18 protein-coding genes are annotated in these 22964 nt (G+C 53.3%); 5 read left to right on the top strand and 13 right to left on the bottom strand.

Annotated elements, in window-relative coordinates; all coding sequences use genetic code 11:
* Positions 1 to 3: 3 nt before the first annotated feature.
* The 4 genes from NAL19_RS02575 to NAL19_RS02560 are packed head-to-tail and all read right to left on the bottom strand — an operon-like array spanning position 4 to position 6867.
* Positions 4 to 3147 (bottom strand): amino acid adenylation domain-containing protein, encoded by a 3144-nt coding sequence (locus NAL19_RS02575; RefSeq protein ID WP_263058671.1) that lies wholly within the window; start codon positions 3145 to 3147, stop codon positions 4 to 6.
* Positions 3144 to 4019 (bottom strand): isochorismatase, encoded by an 876-nt coding sequence (locus tag NAL19_RS02570; protein ID WP_263058670.1) that lies wholly within the window; start codon positions 4017 to 4019, stop codon positions 3144 to 3146. Before NAL19_RS02570 ends, NAL19_RS02575 begins: the two co-directional genes overlap by 4 nt.
* A gap of 26 nt (positions 4020 to 4045) precedes the next feature.
* Entirely contained in the window at positions 4046 to 5674 is a 1629-nt protein-coding gene (locus NAL19_RS02565; protein ID WP_263058669.1) for a (2,3-dihydroxybenzoyl)adenylate synthase, read from the bottom strand.
* Complete coding sequence (locus NAL19_RS02560; RefSeq protein ID WP_263058668.1) at positions 5671 to 6867, bottom strand: isochorismate synthase MenF; 1197 nt, start codon at positions 6865 to 6867, stop codon at positions 5671 to 5673. The genes NAL19_RS02565 and NAL19_RS02560 overlap by 4 nt, the downstream gene beginning before the upstream one ends.
* A 331-nt stretch (positions 6868 to 7198) precedes the next feature.
* On the opposite strand from NAL19_RS02560, the gene NAL19_RS02555 reads away from it, so the two are divergent.
* Together NAL19_RS02555 and NAL19_RS02550 are read left to right on the top strand one after the other, a co-directional pair.
* The gene (locus NAL19_RS02555; protein ID WP_263058667.1) at positions 7199 to 8461 is read left to right on the top strand and encodes an MFS transporter; all 1263 of its coding nucleotides are present in this window, start codon (positions 7199 to 7201) and stop codon (positions 8459 to 8461) included.
* 88 nt (positions 8462 to 8549) lie between these two features.
* Complete coding sequence (locus tag NAL19_RS02550) at positions 8550 to 10496, top strand: TonB-dependent receptor domain-containing protein (RefSeq protein ID WP_263058666.1); 1947 nt, start codon at positions 8550 to 8552, stop codon at positions 10494 to 10496.
* Positions 10497 to 10547: 51 nt separating this feature from the next.
* Here the strand turns inward: NAL19_RS02550 and NAL19_RS02545 are convergent, their stop codons facing one another.
* The 8 genes from NAL19_RS02545 to prfC all read right to left on the bottom strand — a co-directional run bounded on the left by NAL19_RS02545 (position 10548) and on the right by prfC (position 18362).
* Positions 10548 to 11264 carry a 4'-phosphopantetheinyl transferase gene (locus NAL19_RS02545; RefSeq protein ID WP_225086758.1) on the bottom strand — a complete coding sequence of 239 codons (717 nt, stop codon included), beginning with the start codon at positions 11262 to 11264 and terminating at the stop codon, positions 10548 to 10550.
* A gap of 181 nt (positions 11265 to 11445) precedes the next feature.
* Positions 11446 to 12723 (bottom strand): NupC/NupG family nucleoside CNT transporter, encoded by a 1278-nt coding sequence (locus NAL19_RS02540; protein ID WP_225086757.1) that lies wholly within the window; start codon positions 12721 to 12723, stop codon positions 11446 to 11448.
* A 315-nt stretch (positions 12724 to 13038) separates the two neighbouring features.
* Positions 13039 to 13836 (bottom strand): TatD family hydrolase, encoded by a 798-nt coding sequence (locus NAL19_RS02535; RefSeq protein WP_263058665.1) that lies wholly within the window; start codon positions 13834 to 13836, stop codon positions 13039 to 13041.
* A gap of 114 nt (positions 13837 to 13950) precedes the next feature.
* Positions 13951 to 14139: a CsbD family protein gene (locus NAL19_RS02530; RefSeq protein WP_225088084.1), complete on the bottom strand. Its 189-nt coding sequence runs from the start codon at positions 14137 to 14139 to the stop codon at positions 13951 to 13953.
* 102 nt (positions 14140 to 14241) lie between these two features.
* Positions 14242 to 15086 (bottom strand): IS5 family transposase gene (locus NAL19_RS02525; RefSeq protein ID WP_263058664.1). Its coding sequence is split into 2 segments (ribosomal slippage): positions 14242 to 14741 and positions 14741 to 15086, totalling 846 coding nucleotides; the frame shifts between segments, so codons are not numbered across the junction.
* Positions 15087 to 15249: 163 nt separating this feature from the next.
* Positions 15250 to 15411: a DUF1328 domain-containing protein gene (locus NAL19_RS02520; protein WP_012773166.1), complete on the bottom strand. Its 162-nt coding sequence runs from the start codon at positions 15409 to 15411 to the stop codon at positions 15250 to 15252.
* Positions 15412 to 15595: 184 nt separating this feature from the next.
* On the bottom strand, positions 15596 to 16204 hold the full coding sequence (gene osmY, locus NAL19_RS02515) for a molecular chaperone OsmY (RefSeq protein WP_225086755.1): 609 nt from the start codon (positions 16202 to 16204) through the stop codon (positions 15596 to 15598).
* Between the two features lie 568 nt (positions 16205 to 16772).
* On the bottom strand, positions 16773 to 18362 hold the full coding sequence (gene prfC, locus NAL19_RS02510; RefSeq protein ID WP_225086754.1) for a peptide chain release factor 3: 1590 nt from the start codon (positions 18360 to 18362) through the stop codon (positions 16773 to 16775).
* Positions 18363 to 18653: 291 nt separating this feature from the next.
* Between prfC and NAL19_RS02505 the strand changes: the two genes are divergently transcribed.
* The gene (locus NAL19_RS02505) at positions 18654 to 19577 is read left to right on the top strand and encodes a hypothetical protein (RefSeq protein WP_263058663.1); all 924 of its coding nucleotides are present in this window, start codon (positions 18654 to 18656) and stop codon (positions 19575 to 19577) included.
* 66 nt (positions 19578 to 19643) lie between these two features.
* Here NAL19_RS02505 and NAL19_RS02500 read toward each other — a convergent pair whose 3' ends face one another.
* Complete coding sequence (locus NAL19_RS02500; protein WP_225086752.1) at positions 19644 to 20327, bottom strand: YtjB family periplasmic protein; 684 nt, start codon at positions 20325 to 20327, stop codon at positions 19644 to 19646.
* Between the two features lie 156 nt (positions 20328 to 20483).
* Between NAL19_RS02500 and serB the strand changes: the two genes are divergently transcribed.
* Both serB and radA read left to right on the top strand, forming a co-directional pair.
* On the top strand, positions 20484 to 21461 hold the full coding sequence (gene serB, locus NAL19_RS02495) for a phosphoserine phosphatase (RefSeq protein WP_225086751.1): 978 nt from the start codon (positions 20484 to 20486) through the stop codon (positions 21459 to 21461).
* A gap of 17 nt (positions 21462 to 21478) precedes the next feature.
* On the top strand, positions 21479 to 22861 hold the full coding sequence (gene radA / locus NAL19_RS02490) for a DNA repair protein RadA (RefSeq protein ID WP_225086750.1): 1383 nt from the start codon (positions 21479 to 21481) through the stop codon (positions 22859 to 22861).
* Positions 22862 to 22964 lie beyond the last annotated feature (103 nt).

Genomic DNA, 22964 nt, shown 5'->3' with positions numbered 1-22964 from the left:
TCCCTACCACACCATTTCCACGCTGTTTTCATCCTGTGACAGCCTGTCGTCCAGATAGCGGCAGAAGTCGCTGAGCTGAGGATGATCGAACACATCAGACACCTTGATGCTGACGGAAAACTCGGCGGCCAGACGGTTGACGATCTGGATGGTCTGCAATGACTGTCCACCCAGCTCGAAGAAGTTATCCCGCGATTGGATCCCCGACACACCGAGGATCTGCTGCCAGATGGCGCTGACCCGATTTTCAGTTTCGCTGGCTAACGTCTGCGCTGGAGCCTCGTCGTGGTATTCCGCCAGCAGACGCTTGCGATCGACCTTGTTGGAGCCGGTTTTTGGCAACTGACGGAAGGCACGGTAATCGGTGGGGATCATCGCTGGCGGCAGCACGCTGCCCAGACGCTGTTTCAGCGCACGAGCGTTGATCTCACCGGCTTTCGTGGCGACAAACGCCACCAGACGCCGCAAGCCATTGGGGTAAACAATGCCCTGTACACAGGCTTCATCGACGTCCGGCTGCGCCAGCAGATGGGCTTCGACTTCCCCAGGCTGGATCCGGTAGCCACTGATTTTAAACTCGTTATCCATACGCCCGAGGTACAGCAGCTGTCCTTTTTCCAGACGAACTCTGTCGCCGGTGCGGTAAGCCGGAAGATCCTGATCGCCCACCGCTATTTGCGTAAACGCCGTGTGTTCTGTACCGATATAACCCGCCGCCAGCGTTGGCCCCAGCAGCACCAGTTCCCCTTCCGCCGCAGGGCGATCGCCCGCCGCCAAAATCAGCGCGTTGATGCCCGCCAACGGCAGACCAATAGGAAGCTGCACCACATCGGCAGACTGCGTTTGCAGATCGCAACTGGTCGCGACTACCGTGGTTTCGGTGGGGCCATAGGTATTAATTAAGCGCAGCGTATTCGGCGCATGACTCTGCCACTGCGCCAGCTGTTCGGGGTACACAGCTTCACCGCCGATGATGATGGCGCGCAGTGCGGAAGCCATGGTCAGCGTGCCGGTTTTCAGCCCCACCACCCATTCATTCCAGAATGCCGTTGGCAGATCGAGCAGCGTAATCGCCTGCTCTTCGACCTGTTCGACAAAGGTCGGAATCGATTCCAGCATCTCATCGGTGCGCAGCACCAGCGTCGCACCGCTGGTCAGCGTGGCAAAAATTTCTTCGATGCTGGCATCAAAATTGAACGGGGCAAATTGCAGCACGCGATCCGCCGCACGCAGGCCGTAGCGCTGACGTGCCGCCGCCGTGAAGTGATCCAACGCGCTGGCGCCGATCTCCACGCCTTTCGGCAATCCGGTCGATCCCGAGGTGAACATGACATAAGCAATCTGTCCGTCTCTCGCTTCAACAGGCGGCAGCGCGGCGGCTTGCGCGTTGGATGACAGAAGATGCCCCGCCAGAACGATCTCGCCGGAAAAGACCGACGCCAGCCGATGCTGGTAGTCCGCCTGCGTGACGATCGTATGCAGATCGGCAATCTGGATGATGTGCTGCTGACGTTCACGCGGCTGTTCAGGATCGAGCGGCACATATACTGCGCCGCACTGCATCACAGCGAGCAGGCAAATGATGGTTTCCGGGCTACGGTTCAGCATAATGCCGATGCGTTCGCCGGGCTGAACGCCGCACTCATGCAGCGCCGCGGCAGCCTGACCGCTCAGATCCAGCAACTGCTGGTAGCTATACTGCCGATCGCGCTGCGTCAGCGCCGGATGGTTCGGGTTTTTACGCGCCTGTTTGGCGATCGCCGTCAGAACCGGTTCGGCAAACGGTTCAGGCTCGCGGCTGGTGATTAGCGCCAGTTCGCGTTCTTCACGCAGCCAGCGTCCCAGCAGCTCGCCACTGGTTTGCTGCGGCTGTGCCAGCCAGCGTTGAAGCAGCGTGAACAGGGTTTCTTGCAGGCTGGCAAGCGCTTCCGCGCTGTAACAAGCTGGATTAGCATCAAAATCCAATACCGGAGTACCATCCGGTTTGAAATGGATCTCGATCGTCAGATCTTCTACTGGCCCGGCACTGAGATTCAGGGTGCTGGATGACAGCGATCCGTAATTGAGCGGATGATCGAACGGCATGATATTGATCAGCGGACCAAAGAGGCGCTGTTCGCCGCCGACGCGGTTCAGATCGCGCCGTAAATGCTCATAGCGATAATGCTGATGACGACGCAGCGTGCGTTTGGTGCGAGCAACCTGCTGCGCCAGTGTGACAAAGTCCGCCTGCTCATCCACCTGAATGCACAGCGGCACGATATTCATCTGCATGCTCGGCACCGTCAGCGAGGCGGAGCCGATACGGTTCATCACCATCATGCCGAACGTCAGCCTGTCGCTGCCGGACACCAGCTTGAGGTGCGTCGCCAGCATCGCCAGAAATAGATCCGGCCAGCTGATTTTGTTGCCTTCACACAGTGCCGTCAGCGGCTGCCAGATATCCGCTGGCAACACGCTGCTCTGGCGTAAAAACCGCGCCGCGATAGGTGCTTTCTTTTCGCTGAAGCTGGCCGGTTCCGGCATCGCGTTCAGCGTTTCCAGCCAGAAATCACGCGCCTGCGCCGTCTGCCCGCAGGCATCACGCTGCTGTTCCTCTTCCAACACCTCGCTGAACGGGCCGAATTCGGCCACTGGCGCGGGTTGCCCCGCCGTCAGTGCGGTATAGATCTGGGCGATGCGTTGAAACAGCATGGTGGTGCCAAAGCCGTCCAGCGCAATGTGGTGAACGCAGCTGTAAAGAAAATCACGCTTTTCACCGCACAGTAGCGCAAAGCGGCAGGGTAATCCGTTCAGCAAATCCAGCGGCTGGGCAATTTCCTCACGCGCCCACTGGCGTATTGTCTGCTCTTCATCCGTCATCGGCACAGGCAACAGTTCACTAATCGGCAGCACGCCGATGGGCACTGGCAACTGTGAAGCCACAAAGCCGATCTCCGGCTGGTCGGCCTGTTCACCCGCAACCTCAACAAATTGGCAGTACAGGCACTCGCACTCCATGACAGCCTGACGGATCGCGCTTAGCATGGCTTCGATATCGACTTTGCCATCAAACGCGATGCACTCCGCCGTGTTGAACGTCGCCTTATCATCGTTCAGGGCATGGCCTAACCACAGCCCACGCTGCGCAACGCTCAACGGCTTCATGATGCGGCTCCCTGCTGTTTTTCGATCAGCGCCCACCAGGCATTCAGGCTGGGGTTACGCGCCAGATCGACAAAGCTCAGCGTGACGCCCTGATTACGCCATTCGGTCAGCAGCGCCATCATGCGCACCGAATCCAGACCGTAGTCGATCAGGTTCTCATCTTCATCGAATTGATCTTCATCTTCGTCGATCAAGGTCAGCAGGTGCGCTCTCAGTGCTTGTTTTGTCAGTGCCTGTGCCATTTTTGCTCCTGTAAGTTCCGCCGTGCTAACCACCCGTCCGGCGCGCGTCGCCACATATTTCAGCGCCATCTGGTGCTCTTGAAGTGAGAAATCCGCCACCGCATCACCGACCATGAATGGCTTGATGTCGCGCATGAAGGCATCCGTCGCGGTAATCATGCAGCCGATATGCCCGTAAACGCCGCAGATAATCAGCTGATCTTTACCCATCTCCTTCATCATCGGTTCCAGCGGCGAACGGTGAAAAGCGCTGTAGCGCCACTTCACCAGCACGGTGTCATGCTCATCCGGTGCCAGCGCACTCACAACACGTTGCTTGTCAGGGTGATTATTCAACCCTGCGCCCCACATGTCGTTCAGCAGCGCCCGGTCTGCCGCGCTTTGTGCATTCGGCTGCGCGGTATACACCACCGGAATTCCCTGTGCTTTGCAGTAGGTTCGCAACGCCACAATGTTCTCAATCAACTGCTGCGCCAGCGGGCTGTCCGCACCATAGAAATTCACGAAATAGTCCTGCATGTCATGAATCAGCAGCACCGCGCGCTCAGGCTCAAACGCCCAGGAAACCTTGTTGTCCGGGAAATCCTGTGCGCGCGGCAGGGGATAAGAAGCAATAGAAGGGATTGCCATCACAAAATCCTTATTGGTTTTGAATACTACGTTCGGTTTTGAGTGCTAAGTTGGGTCTGGATGCGCTGACGGAGTGATTTCTTATCAATCTTGCCGACCGGCGTAACGGGCAAGGTGTCGATCATCTCGAAGCGGTCCGGCAGTTTGAATTCAGCAATACCCTGATTGCGAAGATATTTTCTCAACGTAATGGCTTTCAGCGTGGGATCGCTGACTACCAGAAAAGCGCAGCTCTTTTCGCCCATAATCGGATCGGGCATGGATACCAGCGCAGCATGAAGAATCCCGTCATGCTTGAGCAGCAGGTTTTCAATCTCTTCAGCGGCAATCTTTTCACCACCGCGGTTAATCTGATCTTTCTCTCGCCCGACCACGCGCAAGTAGCCATCCTCGGTCATCTGCACTACATCGCCAGAGTGGTAAAACCCTTCACTGTCGAAGGCGCGAGCGTTATGCTCCGGGCTGCGGTAATAGCCACGGAAGGTATACGGGCCACGCGTCGCCAGCAGCCCGGCTTCGCCTCGCGGCACCGGATTGCCGTCAATATCCAGCACCTTCACTTCATCGTCCGGGCTCATCGGGTAACCTTGCGTGGTGAAGATATGCTCGTCGCTGTCGTCCAGTCGGGTGTAGTTCACCAGCCCTTCCGCCATGCCGAGCACCTGCTGTAGCTGGCAGCCCAATACCGCCGGAATACGGCGGGCAACAGCTTCACTCAGCTTCGCGCCGCCCACCTGCAAGATCTTCAGGCTATGCAGCGCCCCACCAAACTGCTCGGCCGCCTGGATCCACAATGCGGCAGCGGGCGGCACCAGCGAGGTAATATCGATCTGGTGGCGTTCGATCAGCGGGAAACAGGTCATCGCCCCTGGATCGGGCGCCAGCACGACACGTCCACCGGCATAAAACACGCCGAGCGAACCGGGTGAACTTAACGGGAAGTTATGCGGTGCGGGCAAGGCGCACAGGTAGCGGGTTTGTGGCGTCAGCTCACAGATTTCCACGCTGCGGCGCACGCTGTAGTAGTAATCATCGTGGGTGCGGGGAATCAGCTTCGGCGTACCGGTACTGCCGCCAGAAAGCTGGAAGAAGGCAACCTGCCCCGACGCGGAAGGCTGATACTGGCTGGCTGAAGTGCGCGGTTGCAACCAGTCTGACAGACTGTGCCCCAGCGGACTGTCGCCGAGCATCACCACCGTTTGCAGGCGGGGAACCTGTGTTTGGAGCCGATCCAGAAACTCGCCGTTGCCAAACAGCGGGTGCTCGGCCGAGGCGATCAGTAAGCGCGGTTCGATCTGCGTGGCGTATGACAGCAATTCCAGCTTGTTGTGGCTGAACAGCGCGTTAACTGGCGCGACGCCCATTTTCAGCAACGCGAAAAAGGTCAGGTAAAATTCAGCCACGTTCGGCAACTGCACCAATGCCGTGTCACCACAGCGCAGGCCGCTTTCCGTCAGACGCGATGCCAGCGCGGAAGCCTGCCGATCCAGCTCCCGATAGCTCCACTGGCGCTCGCCGCACACCACCGCAACGGCGTCAGGTTGCGTCGTCAAATGGCGTTCCCAGGCATCCGTCAACGGCAGACCGACCCAGTACCCCTTTTCGCGGTAACGCTGCGCCAGTTCCTCTGGCCAGGGCGTAAATTCAATGCTCATAGTCCATCCACACCAGAGTTAAGCCCAAACGCATTCAGCATCGTGTTTAATTTGGCGGCGGTTTCAGCCCATTCATCCTCGGGAACTGACGCCTCAACAATGCCCGCACCGGCAAACAGGCGGACGTGATTGTTTTTGATGGTGCCGCAGCGAATCGCTATCGCCCATTCGCCATCACCGTTGGCATCACACCAGCCGACAATGCCGCTGAATACGCCGCGATCGTGCGGTTCCAGTTCGGCGATCAACTGGCGCGCGTCCTGCGTGGGGAAGCCGCACAGCGCGGGGGTAGGATGCAGTTGGCAGGCCACCTGAAGCGCTGTCATCTCTGGGTTCACCAGTTCACCGCTAATGGCGGTAGATAAGTGCCACATGGAGGCGGTGTGCATCAGCGCAGGCGCCGATGGAATCGTTAACGACGCGCACAGCGGCATCAGACGTTGACGAATGTCATCCACCACCAGCTTGTGCTCGTGCTTGTCTTTGCTGGAATTCAGCAAGCGCTGGCTATTCAGGTAATCCAGATGTTCATCGTTCATCCGTCGTGCCGATCCCGCCAACGGGTTGGAAACAATGACGTTGCCCTGCTTACGCAGCAGCAGTTCCGGGCTAGCACCCAGTAAGATGGAACCATCAGGCAGCGGCAGCGAGAAGTGATAGCCACCCGCGTTCTGCACCATCAGGTTGTTGAGGATCGTTTGCGCCTTAACCGGACCCGTCAGCTCAATGTCCAGAATGCGTGACAGTACCGCTTTGCTCAGTTCACCGCAGCGGAAGCGCTCAACGGCCTCCGCCACGATAGACTTGAACTGACCTTCATCTGGAACGCTGTTCAGCGTGAGAGCAGCAGGTGCTGCCGCCGTCTGCTTACGAGCACGACTGACGAGTTCAGATTTCGTCGTAACGGTATAATTATCAGGGATATAGAGACTAGAGGGTTGTGTGGTATCAAAAGGAATCGCCCCCACCACAATAGGCAGCGGCTGCCCTGCCTGACGCGCCCGCTGGAACGCCTGCGCGATTGCAGAACTCAGCCCATCATTGTGCGAATCTGGAACGCAAACAGGGGACGAAATACGTTCAAATAAGCCGGAAGTCGAAAGGCTACGGTGTTCCGATGCATATAAAAAAGCGGTCTGTTCCGAATAAGTTAGCCCGCTAAATGTTTCAGCTTCTGTAATCAGTGTATCCACAAGGCAGCTCCTGCGCTCGCAAATTAAATACCAATGATTATTAAAATCATTATCATTTATATCAAGCGCAGTTAAATTACACTGAAGTAACGCGTTCGGTCAATCCTTCCACAGAAGGCTTATTCACGCCCACTAAATAGGGGTTATATTGATGTTAATCAATTTTTTTGGGCATCTTTCATAACGGTTAATGGTTAGCAATAGGAATGTATTGATTATAAAACCCACATCACAGATGATAATGAAAATACTTATCATTCATTGTCAGGAAAATTAAGCTGCGCTAGACTGCGCGAATATTTTACTAACTGTGTCTAAATGTGAGCCCGTCATGGATGAAAGCATGTACCGCAAGCACACCCGACCCGTTGTGCATCTGGCGCTGCTCATCAACATGCTTTCCCTCGGCAGCCTGATGATGGTGATGCCGTTAGGTCCCGATTTCATCAGCGCCCTGTCTATGGATGCCAAGAACATCGGCTACATTAGCGGTGGCGCAACGTTTGCCTCCGCCATTGTCGGTTTCCTCGCCGCCCCTTATCTGGACAGATTTAACCGTAAACATGCTCTGATCGTTCTGCTGACGCTGCGCTTCAGCCTGACGGCGGCCTGCATGTTTGCCACCAGCCAAACCCATCTTTTAGTGCTGTTTATTCTGGCAGGCTGTGTGGCCGGGCCGGCCTCTGGCGTGTTGATGGCGGCGGTTGTCGATATCGTGCCGGCCAACGAGCGCGGAAAGCAGTTGGCCTACGTCGGTATGAGTTTTTCACTCGCGGCCATTATCATCATGCCGCTGTCGCTGGAGTTAGCTCACCGTATTAACTGGCAAGCGCCGTTTTATATTTTCGGCCTCGGCGGCCTGCTGCTGGCGCTGTTAGTGCTGTGGCTCTTTCCTTCCATGCCGCCGACGCACCGATCTCAACCAAGCGCATCTCCCAGCACAGTACCCACTTCCGTATTGCACGATCTGCTAGCCTCCCCGCTTTTCCTGTTGGGGCTGACGGTGGTTTCGCTACAAATGTTCGGCCATTTCCTGCTGATTCCCCATTTTTCCAACTACTTTCAGTTCAATCTGGCGTTCCCGCGGGATGATATTTCCCTGCTTTATCTCTGCGGCGGGCTGGCAAGCATGGTAACCATGCAGTTGTGCGGCAACCTGCTGGATCGAGGGTATGCCAGCCGGACGATCGTGGTGACGACGCTGCTGCTGGCCGTTGTGATCCTCTGTGGTTTCGTTTTGCCCTTTTCGCTTTCCCTGTATCTGGTGTTCACCCTGTTCATGGCGCTCAGCGCAGCCCGCTCCAGCAGCACGCTGGCGATCACCGCAGGCATTCCGCTGCCGCATCAGCGCGCCGCGTTTATGTCCTATCAGGGCACCGCGGCCAACGTGGCATCAGGGCTTGCCAGCGTTGCCTCTGCCGCTTATCTGAGCACCTCCGTTGAAGGAAAAATTGATGGGGTCTCACAGCTCGCCGTCGCCAGCGCCGTATTTGCGCTGGCCGCCATGCTGCTAACGATGCGCCTGATTCCACTGCTGGCTGAACGCAGCCGGGAGATGGCTTCACAGCAGCCTGCCCAGACAATAGGGCAATAAACCGATCGATGTGGTCGGTAATACATGCAACACAGCACGCAATTTATTTATGGGGATGTTTTTTCCACTCTTTGATGGGGTCTTTGACATGCAGCTAAAACCGGAAAGTCGTTTTTCACATCATCATTTCCCACACAGCAAGGTGTATCACGCCCTGCTGATGACCGGATTACTGGCACTGCCTGCACTTACACAGGCAGAAAACGCGGCAGATGAAAAAATCGTCGTGACAGCAACACAGACGAAACACACCACGCTGAGCGCCCCCGCCAGCGTTTCTGTCATCACTCGTTCCGAGCTGGAAAAGATGTCGGTGAATAACGTTTCCGACGCGGTGAAAAAGCTGCCGGGCATTAACATCAATCCGTCATCAACCTATGGCCGTAACGAGATCAAGATCCGTGGCATGCGGGCAGACTACACGCTACTGCTGGTGAATGGTCGTCGAGTTAACTCGCGTGAGGCGTTAACCAGCGACTACGCCAACGATTTTGATCTTACTTCACTCCCCGTATCCGCCATCGATCGTATTGAGGTGATCCGTGGCCCCATGTCATCCCTGTACGGAGCCGACGCGCTGGGCGGTGTAGTAAACGTAATTCTGCGCCAACCGGGGGAGAAAGCAACGGGTGAGATCGGCTATAACTTTGAAGCACCGACCGAAGGTTCCGGCGGCGACCATAACCGCCTAAACGGCTACGTCAGCGGCCCATTGATAGACAATACGCTGCTGGGCAGTCTGATTATTGATGGTGGCAAACGTGATGCCTGGCGTACAGAGCTCTCGAAAAACCCCAACACCGATGCGCGAGAAGAGCGTAAAAATACCAATCTATTAGGTAGCTTGACCTGGCTGATTGATGAACAGCAGAGTCTGGATTTTGATGCTACCTATGTCAAAGACGATCGTGACGTATATTGGAATGTGCGTAACGTAGCAAGACGTAATATACAGAAACTGGATCGTTTAGGACTTGGCTTGACGCACAACGGCAGTTGGGAAAATGTCGATACGCGACTGCGTTACTACTATGAAAATGTCAATCTGATGGATAACTCTGAGCTGAAAGGTGGCAGAGCAGATATCAGTCAGGATAACCACACTATAGACGGCCAGGTTTCTGGCTATCTGGGCGATCATCTGCTGACTGGCGGTGGTGAATACCTGCTGACATCATTAAAACATAGCATGTACCTACAAAATGGTGGGATCGATGTCAGCCAAGGCGCACTTTTCTTACAAGACGAATTTAAACTTGGCGATCTGGCATTAACCTTCGGAGGTCGTGTCGACCAGCATGAAGTCTACGGAACAGAATTTAGCCCTCGTGCCTATGCAACGTATAGTTTGACCGATAACTGGGTGATAAAAGGCGGTGTCAGCAAAGCCTATAAAGCCCCAACACTTTCGCAGTCGGTCAAAGGTTATGCTTTAGCCTCCTGTCAGGGAACATGCTTTATCCTTGGGAACCCTGACCTTAAGCCAGAGACAGCCATAAGTTATGAGTTAGGTACCGCCTACGAGGCTGAGCGATTTGGCGCAGGAGTCACATTATTTGATAATGACATCAAGGATATGATTCAAACCAATTCGCTAACACGAACCTATGAAAACGTGAATAAAGCACGAATTCAGGGGATTGAAACCTCATTCTGGATCGATCTGACAGAGGATCTGAACTGGACCACCAACTGGACCATCATCGATGCCGAAGACCGCACCACCAGAAAGCGTCTGAAACAAACGCCGAAAAATACGGTTAACACGCAGTTGAACTGGCAGGCGCTGGATAATCTCTCAACCTACATATCCTATCAGTACACGGGCAACCAATATCTGCGTGATAAAGAAGTACTTAGAACCAGAGGCTTTAATACCGTGGATATCGGTGCCACCTATACGCCGGTTAAAAACGTGGATCTGAAACTGGGCCTCACGAACCTGACCAACGAAAAACGGGACTACGTTGCCACCAACAACGACTACTTCCTGTCTGGACGTACGGTATACGGCGGCGTGAGCTATAAGTTCTGATGCCGATACGTGCTAATCAATAATGCTGAGCCCGCGAATTCGCGGGCTTTTTTAGCAACAGATAAACGTGGTGACGTCGTACTCTCTCAGCAGATACGCGCCTTTAAAGCGGCGTCCGGCATAAAACGTCGGCGTCAGATCGGTCAGCAGTTCCAGTTCAAACTCGCGTTTGGTGATATCCAGCGCCACCAGCCTGGCATCCAGAAAATCAAAGTAGTGCCGCACCTGCGGGTAAAGCGCCTTAAACAGGCTTTCTTTCGCCGAGAAGCTTACCGTCAGCAAACAGCAGAACGATTCATCACGTTCCTGAAACCACTGGTATTCCTCATCACCGATGATGCCGGGCCACAGCGATTGCGCACGTTCATCGGACATGAATCCTTCGATATCAACCCCCACGCACGATAGCGTATCGCTACGCAAATGGGCAGCACAGAGTACACTGTCTTTATTATGGCTCAGCGACCCAGCAATATTTTCCGGCCACTGCGGTGAACGATCTTCCCCACTGCACAGCACAAATTCAGGGTGACCCAGTTTATTCAATACCTGTCTGGCAAGATAACGCCCGGCCAGAAACTCGGCGCGCCGTTTCGGCACAGCGCGCGCTAGCGCGTCAGGTAAAGGGATATTCGACGCAGCAAACAGCGCGTCGTCATAGGCAGACAAATGGAAATGGCAGCGAGCAGTAATACCTGGGTAGGTGGCACCGTCCGTTGCCCGTGGAAAAGTAATCCATTCAACATCATCAATAAAAGCAGAAAGCATGTCACTCCACTCAGGCAAGCATATCGCACCCGCATTCGGTAAACACTGCGTAGGCCACGTTTAATCCCTGATTATTTCAGGGATATAAACGAACAATGGGCGACTTTCGCCGCCCATCATCTCGCTACGGCAAGAATGTCTGGTTACATGACAGGGCCCGGAAACAACGTAGTCACAAGGACTACAGAGCCAAAAAGAACCCTGCGATGCAGGCGCTCATCAGGTTAGAAAGCGTACCTGCCGCGACCGCTTTCAAACCAAAGCGGGCAATATCCTGACGCCGAGTCGGTGCCATACTGCCCAAACCTCCAATAAGGATAGCAATAGACGAAAGGTTAGCAAAGCCACAGAGCGCGAACGAAATCACAGCTTTGGTATGATCCGACAGAACCTGCAAACCCGCAGCAGCAACCACGTCATCCGCTTTCAGATACTGACTGAAATTCATGTAAGCCACGAATTCATTAACAATCAGTTTTTGCCCAATAAACGACCCCGCAACGGTGGCTTCATTCCACGGAATCCCTATCAGGAACGCAACAGGGGCGAAACACCAGCCGAGGATCAGTTCCAGCGACAGCTGCGGGTAGTCAAACCAGCCGCCGATTCCACCCAGAATGCCGTTCAACACAGCGATCAAGGCGATAAACGCCAACAGCATCGCACCTACATTCAGTGCCAGCTGCATACCGGAAGCCGCGCCGCTTGCCGCCGCATCAATAACGTTCGCCGGGCGATCGTCTTCATCAACAAACCCAACCATCTTGTCATGGTCGTGCGTTTTTTCCGTTTCCGGCACCATCAGCTTGGCAAACAGCAGCCCGCCAGGCGCCGCCATGAAGGATGCCGCTATCAGGTATTCCAGCGGTACCCCCATCTGGGCATAACCCGCCATCACCGCCCCCGCAATCGAGGCCAACCCGCCACACATCACCGCAAACAGCTCTGACTGCGTCATGTTGGCGATATACGGGCGCACCACCAGTGGCGCTTCCGTTTGGCCGACAAAGATGTTAGCCGTTGCCGAGAGCGATTCAGTCCGGGAGGTTCCCAACAGTTTCTGCAATCCGCCACCCAGTACCTTGATGACCAACTGCATGATACCCATGTAGTAAAGCACGGCGATAAGGGAAGAGAAAAAGACGATAATCGGCAATACGCGCAGTGCGAAAACGAATCCACCGCCGCCAAATACTTCGAACATTTTGTCGGAGACCAGACCGCCAAACATGAACGAAACACCTTGATTTCCGTAGGCGATAACGTTTGCTACACCGCCCGTCATGCCCTCCAGAATCTTGCGCCCGATGGGGACATACAGCACCAAAGCACCAATACCGATCTGAAGAATGAAAGCACCAACGACGGTGCGCAATCTGATAGCTTTACGGTTATTGGACAACATAACCGCGCACAGTATCAGAACAATCATGCCGATGAGACTCATAACGAGTTGCATGTGCAGTTCCCTATAACGCGTGAAAAAAAGTGAGAGCATAAAAAATCATATCGCCAGAACGGTAAGCACGCTCTGGCGAGCTGATTATAAAGACAGGCTCGTGAAGGTCGCTAACTTATGTCACAAATACATACAACATCGAACAGTCAAAAACACCAAAAGGTGATCTTAATCACAATTTTATGGTTAGTATATGAAATCAGAATGACTGTTTTGCCAGTTGTTACACAGAAATAAGAGAAAAACGGAAGCAAACCGCTCTCCGCGTAAGGAAAGCATCGTTGCGGAATAGCGAGTATCGTAACGGTAGCCGTGTTAGGCCAACATGAGCCGTCCAAAAAACCGATGCGAATTCTGCCAGAGCGCCTCCGCAATCTCTTCAGGTGGCTCTGCGCGTAGCTCACACAGCGAGTGAAACGCACACGAAATGTGCTCGGGTCGGTTTGGCTGCCCCTGATAGCCACTCATCGGCATATCGGGTGCATCGGTTTCCAGCAGCAGCCGATCTAACGGCAGTTGCGCAATCGCCTGGCGCGTTTTATTCGCCCTGTCATAGGTAATGGTTCCTCCGACGCCGATATAATAACCGAGCCGGATAAAGGCTTGCGCCTGCGCCAGACTCCCGGCAAACCCGTGGACCACACCGGTACGTGGCACGTCAATCCGGCGGAGTAATTGCGCCAACCTATCATGGCTACGCCGCGAATGCAGGATGGTCGGGAGATCGTATTTTTTCGCCAGCCGAAGCTGAGCCTCAAGGAAGGTAAGCTGCCGCTCGAACTGCGGTTCCGGCATATAGAGATCCAATCCAATCTCCCCCACCGCCACCAGTCTGGAGGAGAACTGGCGCAGTTCGTCTTCCAGACGAAGCAAGTCGCTCTCCTGATGTTCGGCGATATAAAGTGGGTGCAGACCAAGTGCAGCGTAAAGCGGTGAATAAGTGCGAGCAAGCGTCAACACGCGCTCAAAATGCTGAGAAGCCACAGCAGGAATAATGATGCGTTCAACCCCGGCGTCTTGCGCCAGACGTAAACTTTCCGGTGCGGCATCGTAAAAAAGGGGGAAATCGAAATGACAGTGGGTGTCGATAAAACGGTATCGTTCAGAAGGCACGTCGCTTCTCTCCGTCAAGATTAGGCCCGTCAAGATGAGGCGACCTAATCTACGAGCAAGCCATACCCTGCCAAAGCCTCATGGCAGAACAGAACGTGTCGTCGCGGCAACGCCTCAGTGTAACGTGGTTTTCTCTGAGCATACCTCTTCGTGCGCTTTTCCGTAACCCTCTTGCACGACACCGGACAAGTAATCGTTGCTCCCTTCCAGCCAGGCACAGTCGCTGTCAAACCAATCGGCCCACAGCGCCAGAAAATTCCCTTTCCACTGTTTCCATTTGCCAACAACGATATCGCTATTCATCATAAACCTCCTGATAAACTGTCGAAATGCAGCAAATACGCGGGGCGTATCAGTAAAAGATAGTCTGCCAGTAGAAGATAGTGCGTCACTAGGCTGTGTCCCTTAACTTAACAGTCGTTTCAAAAATAACCGGATCGCCCCCAGTTTAAGCATACTCAGATAATTTCTTGCTGTTTTTTCTGAGCGTGTAGCGATGCGACGATTTTCCTTTAATCCCGCAAAGCAGCGCTCCACAACATTGCGTTTTTTGTACAACCGGCTATTGAGTTTTCTGCGTCTATCCTGACTGGCTTTCTCATTCCGTTTAAAAGGGATGACTGACTTTATTCCCTTAACCTTCAAATAAATACGAAGACTTTTCCCTGAGTATCCCTTATCCGCCAGTACAGCTTTTGGACGCGATTTCAGGCACCCACTTTTACGAATAACACCAACTCGGTTGAGCAGGTCTTTTGCATACTGGCTTTCGTGGGCTTGCCCACCGCTCAGACAGAAACTTAATGGCAATCCGGTGCCATCTGTCGCCAGATGGATCTTGGTGCCAAAGCCGCCGCGAGAGCGACCCAGCCCATGATCGTCGAGTTCATCGGGATGTTTTTTTTAGCTCCTGCAGCGGCTTTCAGGGCTCGAATATTGCTGCCATCAAGCGCAATGACATCCCAGTCAATCAGTGATTTTTCATCCAGAATTTGAAGTAGCTTATTGAAAAGGCTGTTCATTATTCCGGTTTTTGACCACCGGTTAAAGCGGTTATAAATCGTTTTCCAGTGACCATAGCGTTCGGGTAAATCCCTCCACGGCGCTCCAGAACAAAGAACCCAAAATATTCCATTCATGACATGCCTGTGCGCAAGATAAGGCCGCCCCCCTTTAGCAGAACCTCTCTCAGGTGGCAGCATCGGTGCAATCAGAAACCATGCATCATCAGGGAAATCGTAACGAGCCAAATTGAAGGACTTTTTGTGGTTAAACTATGCTTCGTATTGTACAAAAAATAGTTACGGGACACAGCCTAGAAAATAGTGTGCCGGTAAAATGTGACAGCCGCATGGCGCGGCTGTGTGCTCTGTATGACATTTCTTTCATAGAAAGAATGAAGAATACTTTGTGCTACGGCCGTTTTCGACCCGTGAACAAGCTAAGCAGAAACAGAATAATACCGACCACAAAGACAATTTTCGCCGCGCCAGCTGCGGTACCGGCCAGCCCACCGAAACCCAGTGCTGCCGCGATCAGTGCGATAACTAAAAATATAATGCCCCAACGAAACATACGCTCTCCTTACCAGACAAAATGAAAAATAATCATGGTGGTCATCCTGACGCGGTACTGCGTCCTGACTGCGTATCCACAGATCGTGTTTTATTATGCGGATTAGGTAAGGTTATCCGCTATCACGGATAACCTTGTGTGAAACCGCTATTTTTAATAATAGCTATGTTTGAAATAACGAGGATTATTTAACGGTCAGGTCGTTCTTGACGCTTTTCACACCGTCAACGGCCTTCGCAATACTTTCGGCACGGTCGGACTGTGCTTTGTTGTCCACTTCACCGCTCAGTAATACAACGCCTTCCTGCGTTTCAACTTTCACTTTACGCGATGGGACAATGTCATCCGCCAACAGTTTGGCCTTAATCGTGCTGGTCACCACTGCATCATCGGCATACGCGCCAACCGACTGTGATGGGTTATCTTTCACCTGCAATTTGTCGCTGACGGACTCGACGCCCTCAACCTGCGTGGCAATTTCCACCGCGCGAGTGCTGAGTGCCTGACTGCTTACAAACCCGCTCAACGTAACGACACCTTTGGACGTTTCGACGGAAATATCGCTGCTGGTAATCGATTTGTCTTCCAGCAACGCACTCTTCACTTTTGCCGTGATCGCGCTGTCGCTCATGTAGTCAGATGCTTTGTTAGCGGAACTATCGATTTTTGCACCCGTTGTATCCGCGATACGTTCTACTTTCTGCCCTAACGTTTCTTCGGCCATCGCACCACCAGCCAGAATAGAACCCAGAGCAACTACGATCAGCGATTGTTTCAGTGTGGTCTTTTTCATCGATGTCTTCCTTCTTATGCTCTCTATAAACCCGAAATACGCTATTTTGGGCCACGTTAACGCCTGCACAGCCATCAACAAATCAAGGTGATAATGGCGCGTCCAACGCTCCGATGATTCACTCTTCTTGCATGAAAAAATCAGAGCATTGAATTGCAAAGGCGAAACAAATCAAAACAATGAACCAACTTAAATTACGTTAACAGTTGAACACGCTAAATAAGTTAACACGCTGTTAACTATAGCCCACAGAATGAAAAATCACAGAGGAACGAGGGAAAATGCACAGCAATTCAGATTTGTCTGTGGCACCAGAATGAAAAGGTATAACTTGCAGAATAGACATGTAATACATTGTTTTTTAATGCATTTAAAAATAAAAAACCCGGCTGTTTTTGGTCTAAAACCAAACATAGCCGGGTAATGATTATGTTAACAACGTGGTCACTATTTAGACGACGCAGCCACGATGATTGCCGTGAAACCGCGGCATATCAATCCATCTCGTTGTGAACCGATCCCGTTATAAACCTGCGTGTCGTGATAAAAATTAATGTTGCGATAAAAATTAATGCTCGCGTGTTTGATGGAACGTCACTTCTGGGTAGCGTTCCCGTGTCAGGTTCAGGTTCACCATCGTCGGTGCCACATAGGCCAGATTATCCCCACCATCCAGTGCCAGATGCAGTTCGTTCTTACGCTTAAACTCTTCGAATTTCTTCACGTCGCTGCACTCAACCCAACGCGCCGTAGAAACGTTCACCGACTCGTAAATCGCCTCAACGTTATATTCCGTTTTCAGACGGGCAACCACCACATCGAACTGCAGCACGCCGACCGCACCCACGATAAGGTCGTTATTGGTCAATGGACGGAAGACCTGCACCGCACCTTCTTCAGACAGCTGTACCAGCCCTTTCAGCAGCTGTTTCTGCTTGAGCGGATCGCGCAGGCGGATACGACGGAACAGTTCCGGCGCAAAGTTAGGAATGCCGGTGAATTTCATGTCTTCACCCTGCGTAAACGTATCGCCAATCTGAATAGTGCCGTGGTTGTGTAACCCGATGATATCGCCCGGATAAGCTTCTTCAATGTGGGAACGGTCACCCGCCATAAAGGTCAACGCGTCTGAAATCACCACGTCTTTACCCGTACGAACCTGACGCAGCTTCATGCTTTTTTCATATTTCCCGGACACCACGCGCATAAACGCCACGCGGTCACGGTGTTTCGGATCCATATTGGCCTGAATCTTAAACACAAAGCCGGTGAATTTCTCTTCCGCCGCCGTAACTTCACGGGTATCCGTTTTACGCGGCATCGGCGCAGGTGCCCAGGCAACCAGGCCGTCCAGCATGTGGTCAACGCCAAAGTTACCCAACGCCGTACCAAAGAACACCGGCGTCAGTTCACCGGCCAGAAACGCGTCCAGCTCAAATTCGTGCGATGCCCCTTTCACCAGTTCCAGCTCTTCACGCAGCTGTGCAGCCAGTTCTTCACCAACAGCGGTATCCAGCTCTGGGTTATCCAGCCCTTTAACGATGCGTACTTCCTGAATCGTATGGCCTTTACCCGTCTGGTACAGATAGGTTTCATCTTTATAAAGGTGGTACACGCCTTTGAACAGTTTGCCGCAGCCAATCGGCCAGGTAATCGGCGCACAGGCAATTTTAAGCTCGCTCTCGACTTCATCCAGCACTTCCATCGGATCGCGGATGTCACGGTCAAGTTTGTTCATGAACGTCAGAATCGGGGTATCGCGCAGACGCGTGACTTCCATCAGCTTGCGCGTACGATCTTCGACCCCTTTTGCAGCGTCGATCACCATCAGGCAGCAGTCCACCGCCGTCAGCGTACGATAGGTATCTTCGGAGAAGTCTTCGTGCCCTGGGGTATCGAGCAGATTAACCAGACAATCACGGTAAGGAAACTGCATCACGGACGTGGTGATGGAGATACCACGCTGCTTTTCCATCTCCATCCAGTCAGATTTTGCATGCTGGTTCGAACCACGTCCTTTTACCGTACCGGCAGTCTGGATCGCCTGTCCGAACAGCAGCACCTTTTCGGTAATCGTGGTTTTACCGGCATCGGGGTGAGAAATAATAGCGAACGTTCTTCTTTTGGAGACTTCGCGGGCGTATTCACTTGGAGACATGATTTTCAGGTTTCTTTTGTTAGCCACCCGGCGTCAGCATCAAGTCAACAACACACCGATGGCAGATCGTCAGGCAAAGCAGAAATAAACGGTAGCCGAGCATTTTCCCTGATTTAACGTGCAGACACAATCGGTGATGGCATAAACCGCAAAGCCGCTGCCTTTACCCGACACACCTCAGCCTTCCACAGGCAATAATACCGGAATAAATTATTTATAAAGTTACCATCCCTCTTTGCCGATACTATTCAGGTTAATATTTAACCACTTGATCGCACTTAAGGAGAGAGTATGAGCTTGTCTGTAAATAATACGGGTTATAGCAATTCTCAAGCCCAAAGCACCGCACGATCATCAACGACCACCCTGTCCGCTGCAGCGCCTTCAACAACGACCACAACAGATTCTGCAAAAATCGTCGACCCTATTACCGGCAAAACCTTCATCTTACCTAAAGGCGTAGAAATCTCAGAGGAAGCCCTCGCGCGTATGAGGGAAGAGTTTGCTGATGCACCGATTTTGGGCCGCGAAGATGAAGAAAAAGCGCTAGAAGCGATGAAAACGGCGAGAGCTCGTGAGCTTGAACGGCAAAGCAATGCTGCCAGCCTTCCTCCCGGATATATCAATGTCTCTGCTGATAATATCGGCACGCACGAGATGACCATCGGATTGTGGTCAAACCATCTCAAAGAGGATAGCGGTATCAGTAAAGAGGAATTTCTCGGCCTCGTTAAAACAGCCTTATCTTCCCCGCCGGATGTCAGTCTGTGGAGCTACACCACAGATAGTATGGAGATCGCCATTACTGCCAGTAAACTAGAGACATTGAAAAATCGCTATGTTGACAGCGATTACCAGCATCAGGCAGATCGGGATATTCAGGGCGTTATACAATTCAAATCTGATGCGCTGAGTAATCTGGAAAAAAATCTCCTGCAAGATGAATATCAGCGCAGCGTCGACGCGGGAGACACCGATAAGGCGAATACCACATTTCTGGAACTGCAAAAGAATGCAGAAGGTACCTCTGCCACCCAACTTCAGCGCCAGCAGATTTTCTCGCTAGCAGCCTCAACCGATGTGTCTTCCTGGTTCGGTAACTTTCGCGACTACATTGCCTCTTCAAACTTCGATCGCTATACCAAAAGCGAGTACAACTCGATTGTCAGCGCATTCTATAAACACTGGATAACTTTCCAGGAAGGCCTGAAATAGCCGCGTAGACCCCGTAGAAGCAGATCGTTTTTACGGTGTGTCGTCAACGCATCAGAGGCGTTCCTCTTATTCATCCTTTCTCACAGCCGCGCTATCGTTCGTCCGCGTATCGCTCTCAGCGTCGTCCCCTTCTTCTTTCACTGGCGTACTCGCCGTAAGAAAGTAAGGCGATTGTTGCCAGCGGGTACGACGATTCTGCAACAGCGTGCGGGTCAGAATGATGCCGATAGCCAGCGAAAGCAAAATCATCAAACGTAGGATATTGGTCGTGTTATCCACCTGTCTGGCTTCGGTCGCCAGCACATGGGTATCTAAGGTGATACGCAGGAAGCCGATAGGCCCTTCTTTCCCCTCAATCGGCTGCACCAGTTGATGGTTAAAGTAGCTACCGACCCGATTGCCGTCCAACGCCAGTCGATCTCGCAGTTGCACCTGTTCACCAACATGCGCCACCAGCGAGCCGTCCTGCTGATACACGCCGGCATCCAAAATACGGCTGTGGTCGGTAAGCTGTTTGAGGATGGTATTAATCTTTTGGCTATTATCATCCACGCTCCCCATCAACGGAGAAAGGCTGTAAGCCACCTGTCTGGAGAGCGTACGCGCCAGATCTTCAACCTGTTCAGATCGCGCCATCTGGTGGCTCAAACTGAAATAGGACGCACCTTGCATTAATACCACCAGCAGGGCGAGGCAAATCAGCACAATTGCCGTGCGGTGTAGACGAAATTTCACCCGGGCGCGAACCATGATAATCCTTACACGTTTTGGATACTTTCATGTTGCCAGAAGCGCCGACGATAGGATAGCTTGTTGCCCAGTTTTTGGAGGGATATGTTTGGTCGACGCCACATCCCTCTTTATCGCACGACTTTATCGCATTACTGCCAGCAGAGGATTTACCCCATGTCGAATAGTCTGACCTATCGTGATCTTCCTGATGAGATCAACTGTTGGCCGGGACTGCCATTATCACTGAGCGGTGATGAAGTGATGCCGCTTGACTACCGCGCTGGCGACACTGGCTGGCTTATTTATAGCGACGTCCTCGATAAAAACCTGATTTCCCGCTACCAGCGTAAACTGGGCAGCGCAATGGTTATCGTGAGCGCCTGGAACGTGGGCGATTATCAGGTTGTGCGTTTAGCTGGCACGCTGACGCCACGCGCTACCAAGCTGGCACACGAGCTAGGTATTGATGTCGCGGCCATGCGTAACGCACCGACGCTGCGTGCGCCGGGTTTACTGGTCATGGACATGGATTCCACCGCGATTCAGATCGAATGTATTGATGAAATCGCCAAGCTGGCAGGCACAGGCGAACTGGTCGCTGAAGTCACCGAACGCGCGATGCGCGGCGAGTTGGATTTCGCTGCCAGTCTGCGTCAGCGCGTGGGGACATTAAAAGGTGCCGACGCCAATATTTTAAAAACGGTACTTAAGACACTGCCACTGATGCCAGGCCTGCGTAATATGGTTAGCCAGCTTCAGGAAGCAGGCTGGCACGTTGCCATTGCATCGGGCGGATTTACCTACTTTGCCGATTATTTGCGTGATGAGCTAGGCCTGGTGGCCGCCGTTGCCAACGAATTAGGCATGCAAGACGGTAAGCTGACTGGCGATGTCATAGGTCAGATTGTCGATGCAAAACATAAAGCGACTACACTGCAACAGTTGGCGGAAAAGCTGGAAATCCCAATGCATCAGACCGTGGCGATTGGTGACGGCGCGAACGATCTGCCGATGATCAAGGCAGCCAGCTTAGGCATTGCCTATCACGCCAAACCCAAGGTCAATGAACAATCTGCGGTGACCATCCGTCATGCCGATCTGACCGGAGTGCTGTGCATTCTCAGCGGCAGTATGAGACACGAAAAGCGTTAATCAGTGGGAGGTAAGACGTGGCAAAAGCCGTCAAACGGGCGTTTGTATGTAATGAGTGCGGGGCTGACTACCCGCGCTGGCAAGGGCAGTGCAGCGCCTGTCATGCCTGGAACACCATTACCGAAGTTCGCCTGGCCTCGGCATCCGTATCACGTTCCGACCGTCTCACCGGCTATGCGGGCGAGAGTGCTGGCGTCAGCCGGGTACAAAAACTTTCGGAAATCAGTCTTGAAGCCCTGCCCCGTTTTTCTACCGGTTTTCAGGAATTTGACCGTGTTCTGGGCGGCGGTGTCGTTCCCGGCAGCGCGATTCTGATCGGCGGCAACCCCGGCGCGGGTAAAAGTACCTTACTGCTGCAAACGCTCTGCAAGCTGTCAGAGAACATGAAAACCCTGTACGTTACTGGGGAAGAATCCTTGCAGCAGGTGGCGATGCGGGCACACCGCCTTAATCTGCCGACCCAGAATCTCAACATGCTGTCGGAAACCAGCATCGAACAGATTTGTCTGATCGCCGAGCAGGAACAGCCGAAGCTGATGGTGATCGACTCCATTCAGGTCATGCATCTCGCCGATATTCAATCGTCTCCCGGCAGCGTGGCGCAGGTGCGTGAAACCGCCGCCTATCTGACACGCTTCGCCAAAACGCGCGGCGTCGCTATCGTGATGGTCGGCCACGTCACCAAAGATGGCTCGCTCGCCGGGCCGAAAGTATTGGAACACTGCATCGACTGTTCCGTCTTGCTGGACGGCGATGCCGATTCCCGTTTCCGCACCCTGCGCAGCCATAAAAACCGTTTCGGTGCCGTTAACGAGCTGGGCGTGTTCGCGATGACGGAACAAGGGCTACGCGAGGTCAGCAATCCATCGGCGATTTTCCTTAGTCGCGGCGACGAAGTGACGTCCGGTAGCTCCGTGATGGTGGTGTGGGAAGGCACGCGCCCGCTGCTGGTCGAAATTCAGGCGCTGGTGGATCAATCGATGATGTCCAACCCGCGCCGCGTAGCGGTCGGGCTGGAGCAAAACCGCTTAGCCATTCTGTTGGCAGTGCTGCATCGCCACGGCGGCTTGCAGATGTCGGATCAGGATGTGTTTGTGAATGTCGTCGGCGGCGTCAAAGTCACCGAAACCAGTGCCGATCTGGCACTGCTGTTATCGCTCGTCTCCAGTTTCCGCGATCGCCCGCTGCCGCAGGATCTCGTCATCTTCGGTGAAGTCGGTCTGGCGGGCGAAATTCGTCCGGTTCCCAGCGGACAAGAGCGGATCACCGAAGCCGCCAAGCACGGCTTCAAACGCGCCATCGTTCCTCATGCCAATATGCCGAAGAAAGCCCCAGCCAGTATGCAGGTGTTCGGCGTGAAAAAGCTGGCCGACGCGCTGGCAATCCTCGACGATCTCTAAACGAACCTCAGACAGCCCTCTGCTACCCTTTCCCCTGTTCACCCAGAGCTAAACAGCGGTGTGAAAGAGTAGCGGAGGTTACCGTGTTTTATGGTATTTTGTT

This window comes from Pectobacterium sp. F1-1 (genome assembly GCF_025643735.1).
In the GTDB taxonomy this organism is placed as follows: Bacteria; Pseudomonadota; Gammaproteobacteria; order Enterobacterales; family Enterobacteriaceae; genus Pectobacterium; species Pectobacterium colocasium.
This window is presented reverse-complemented; position numbering and strand designations above follow the sequence as displayed.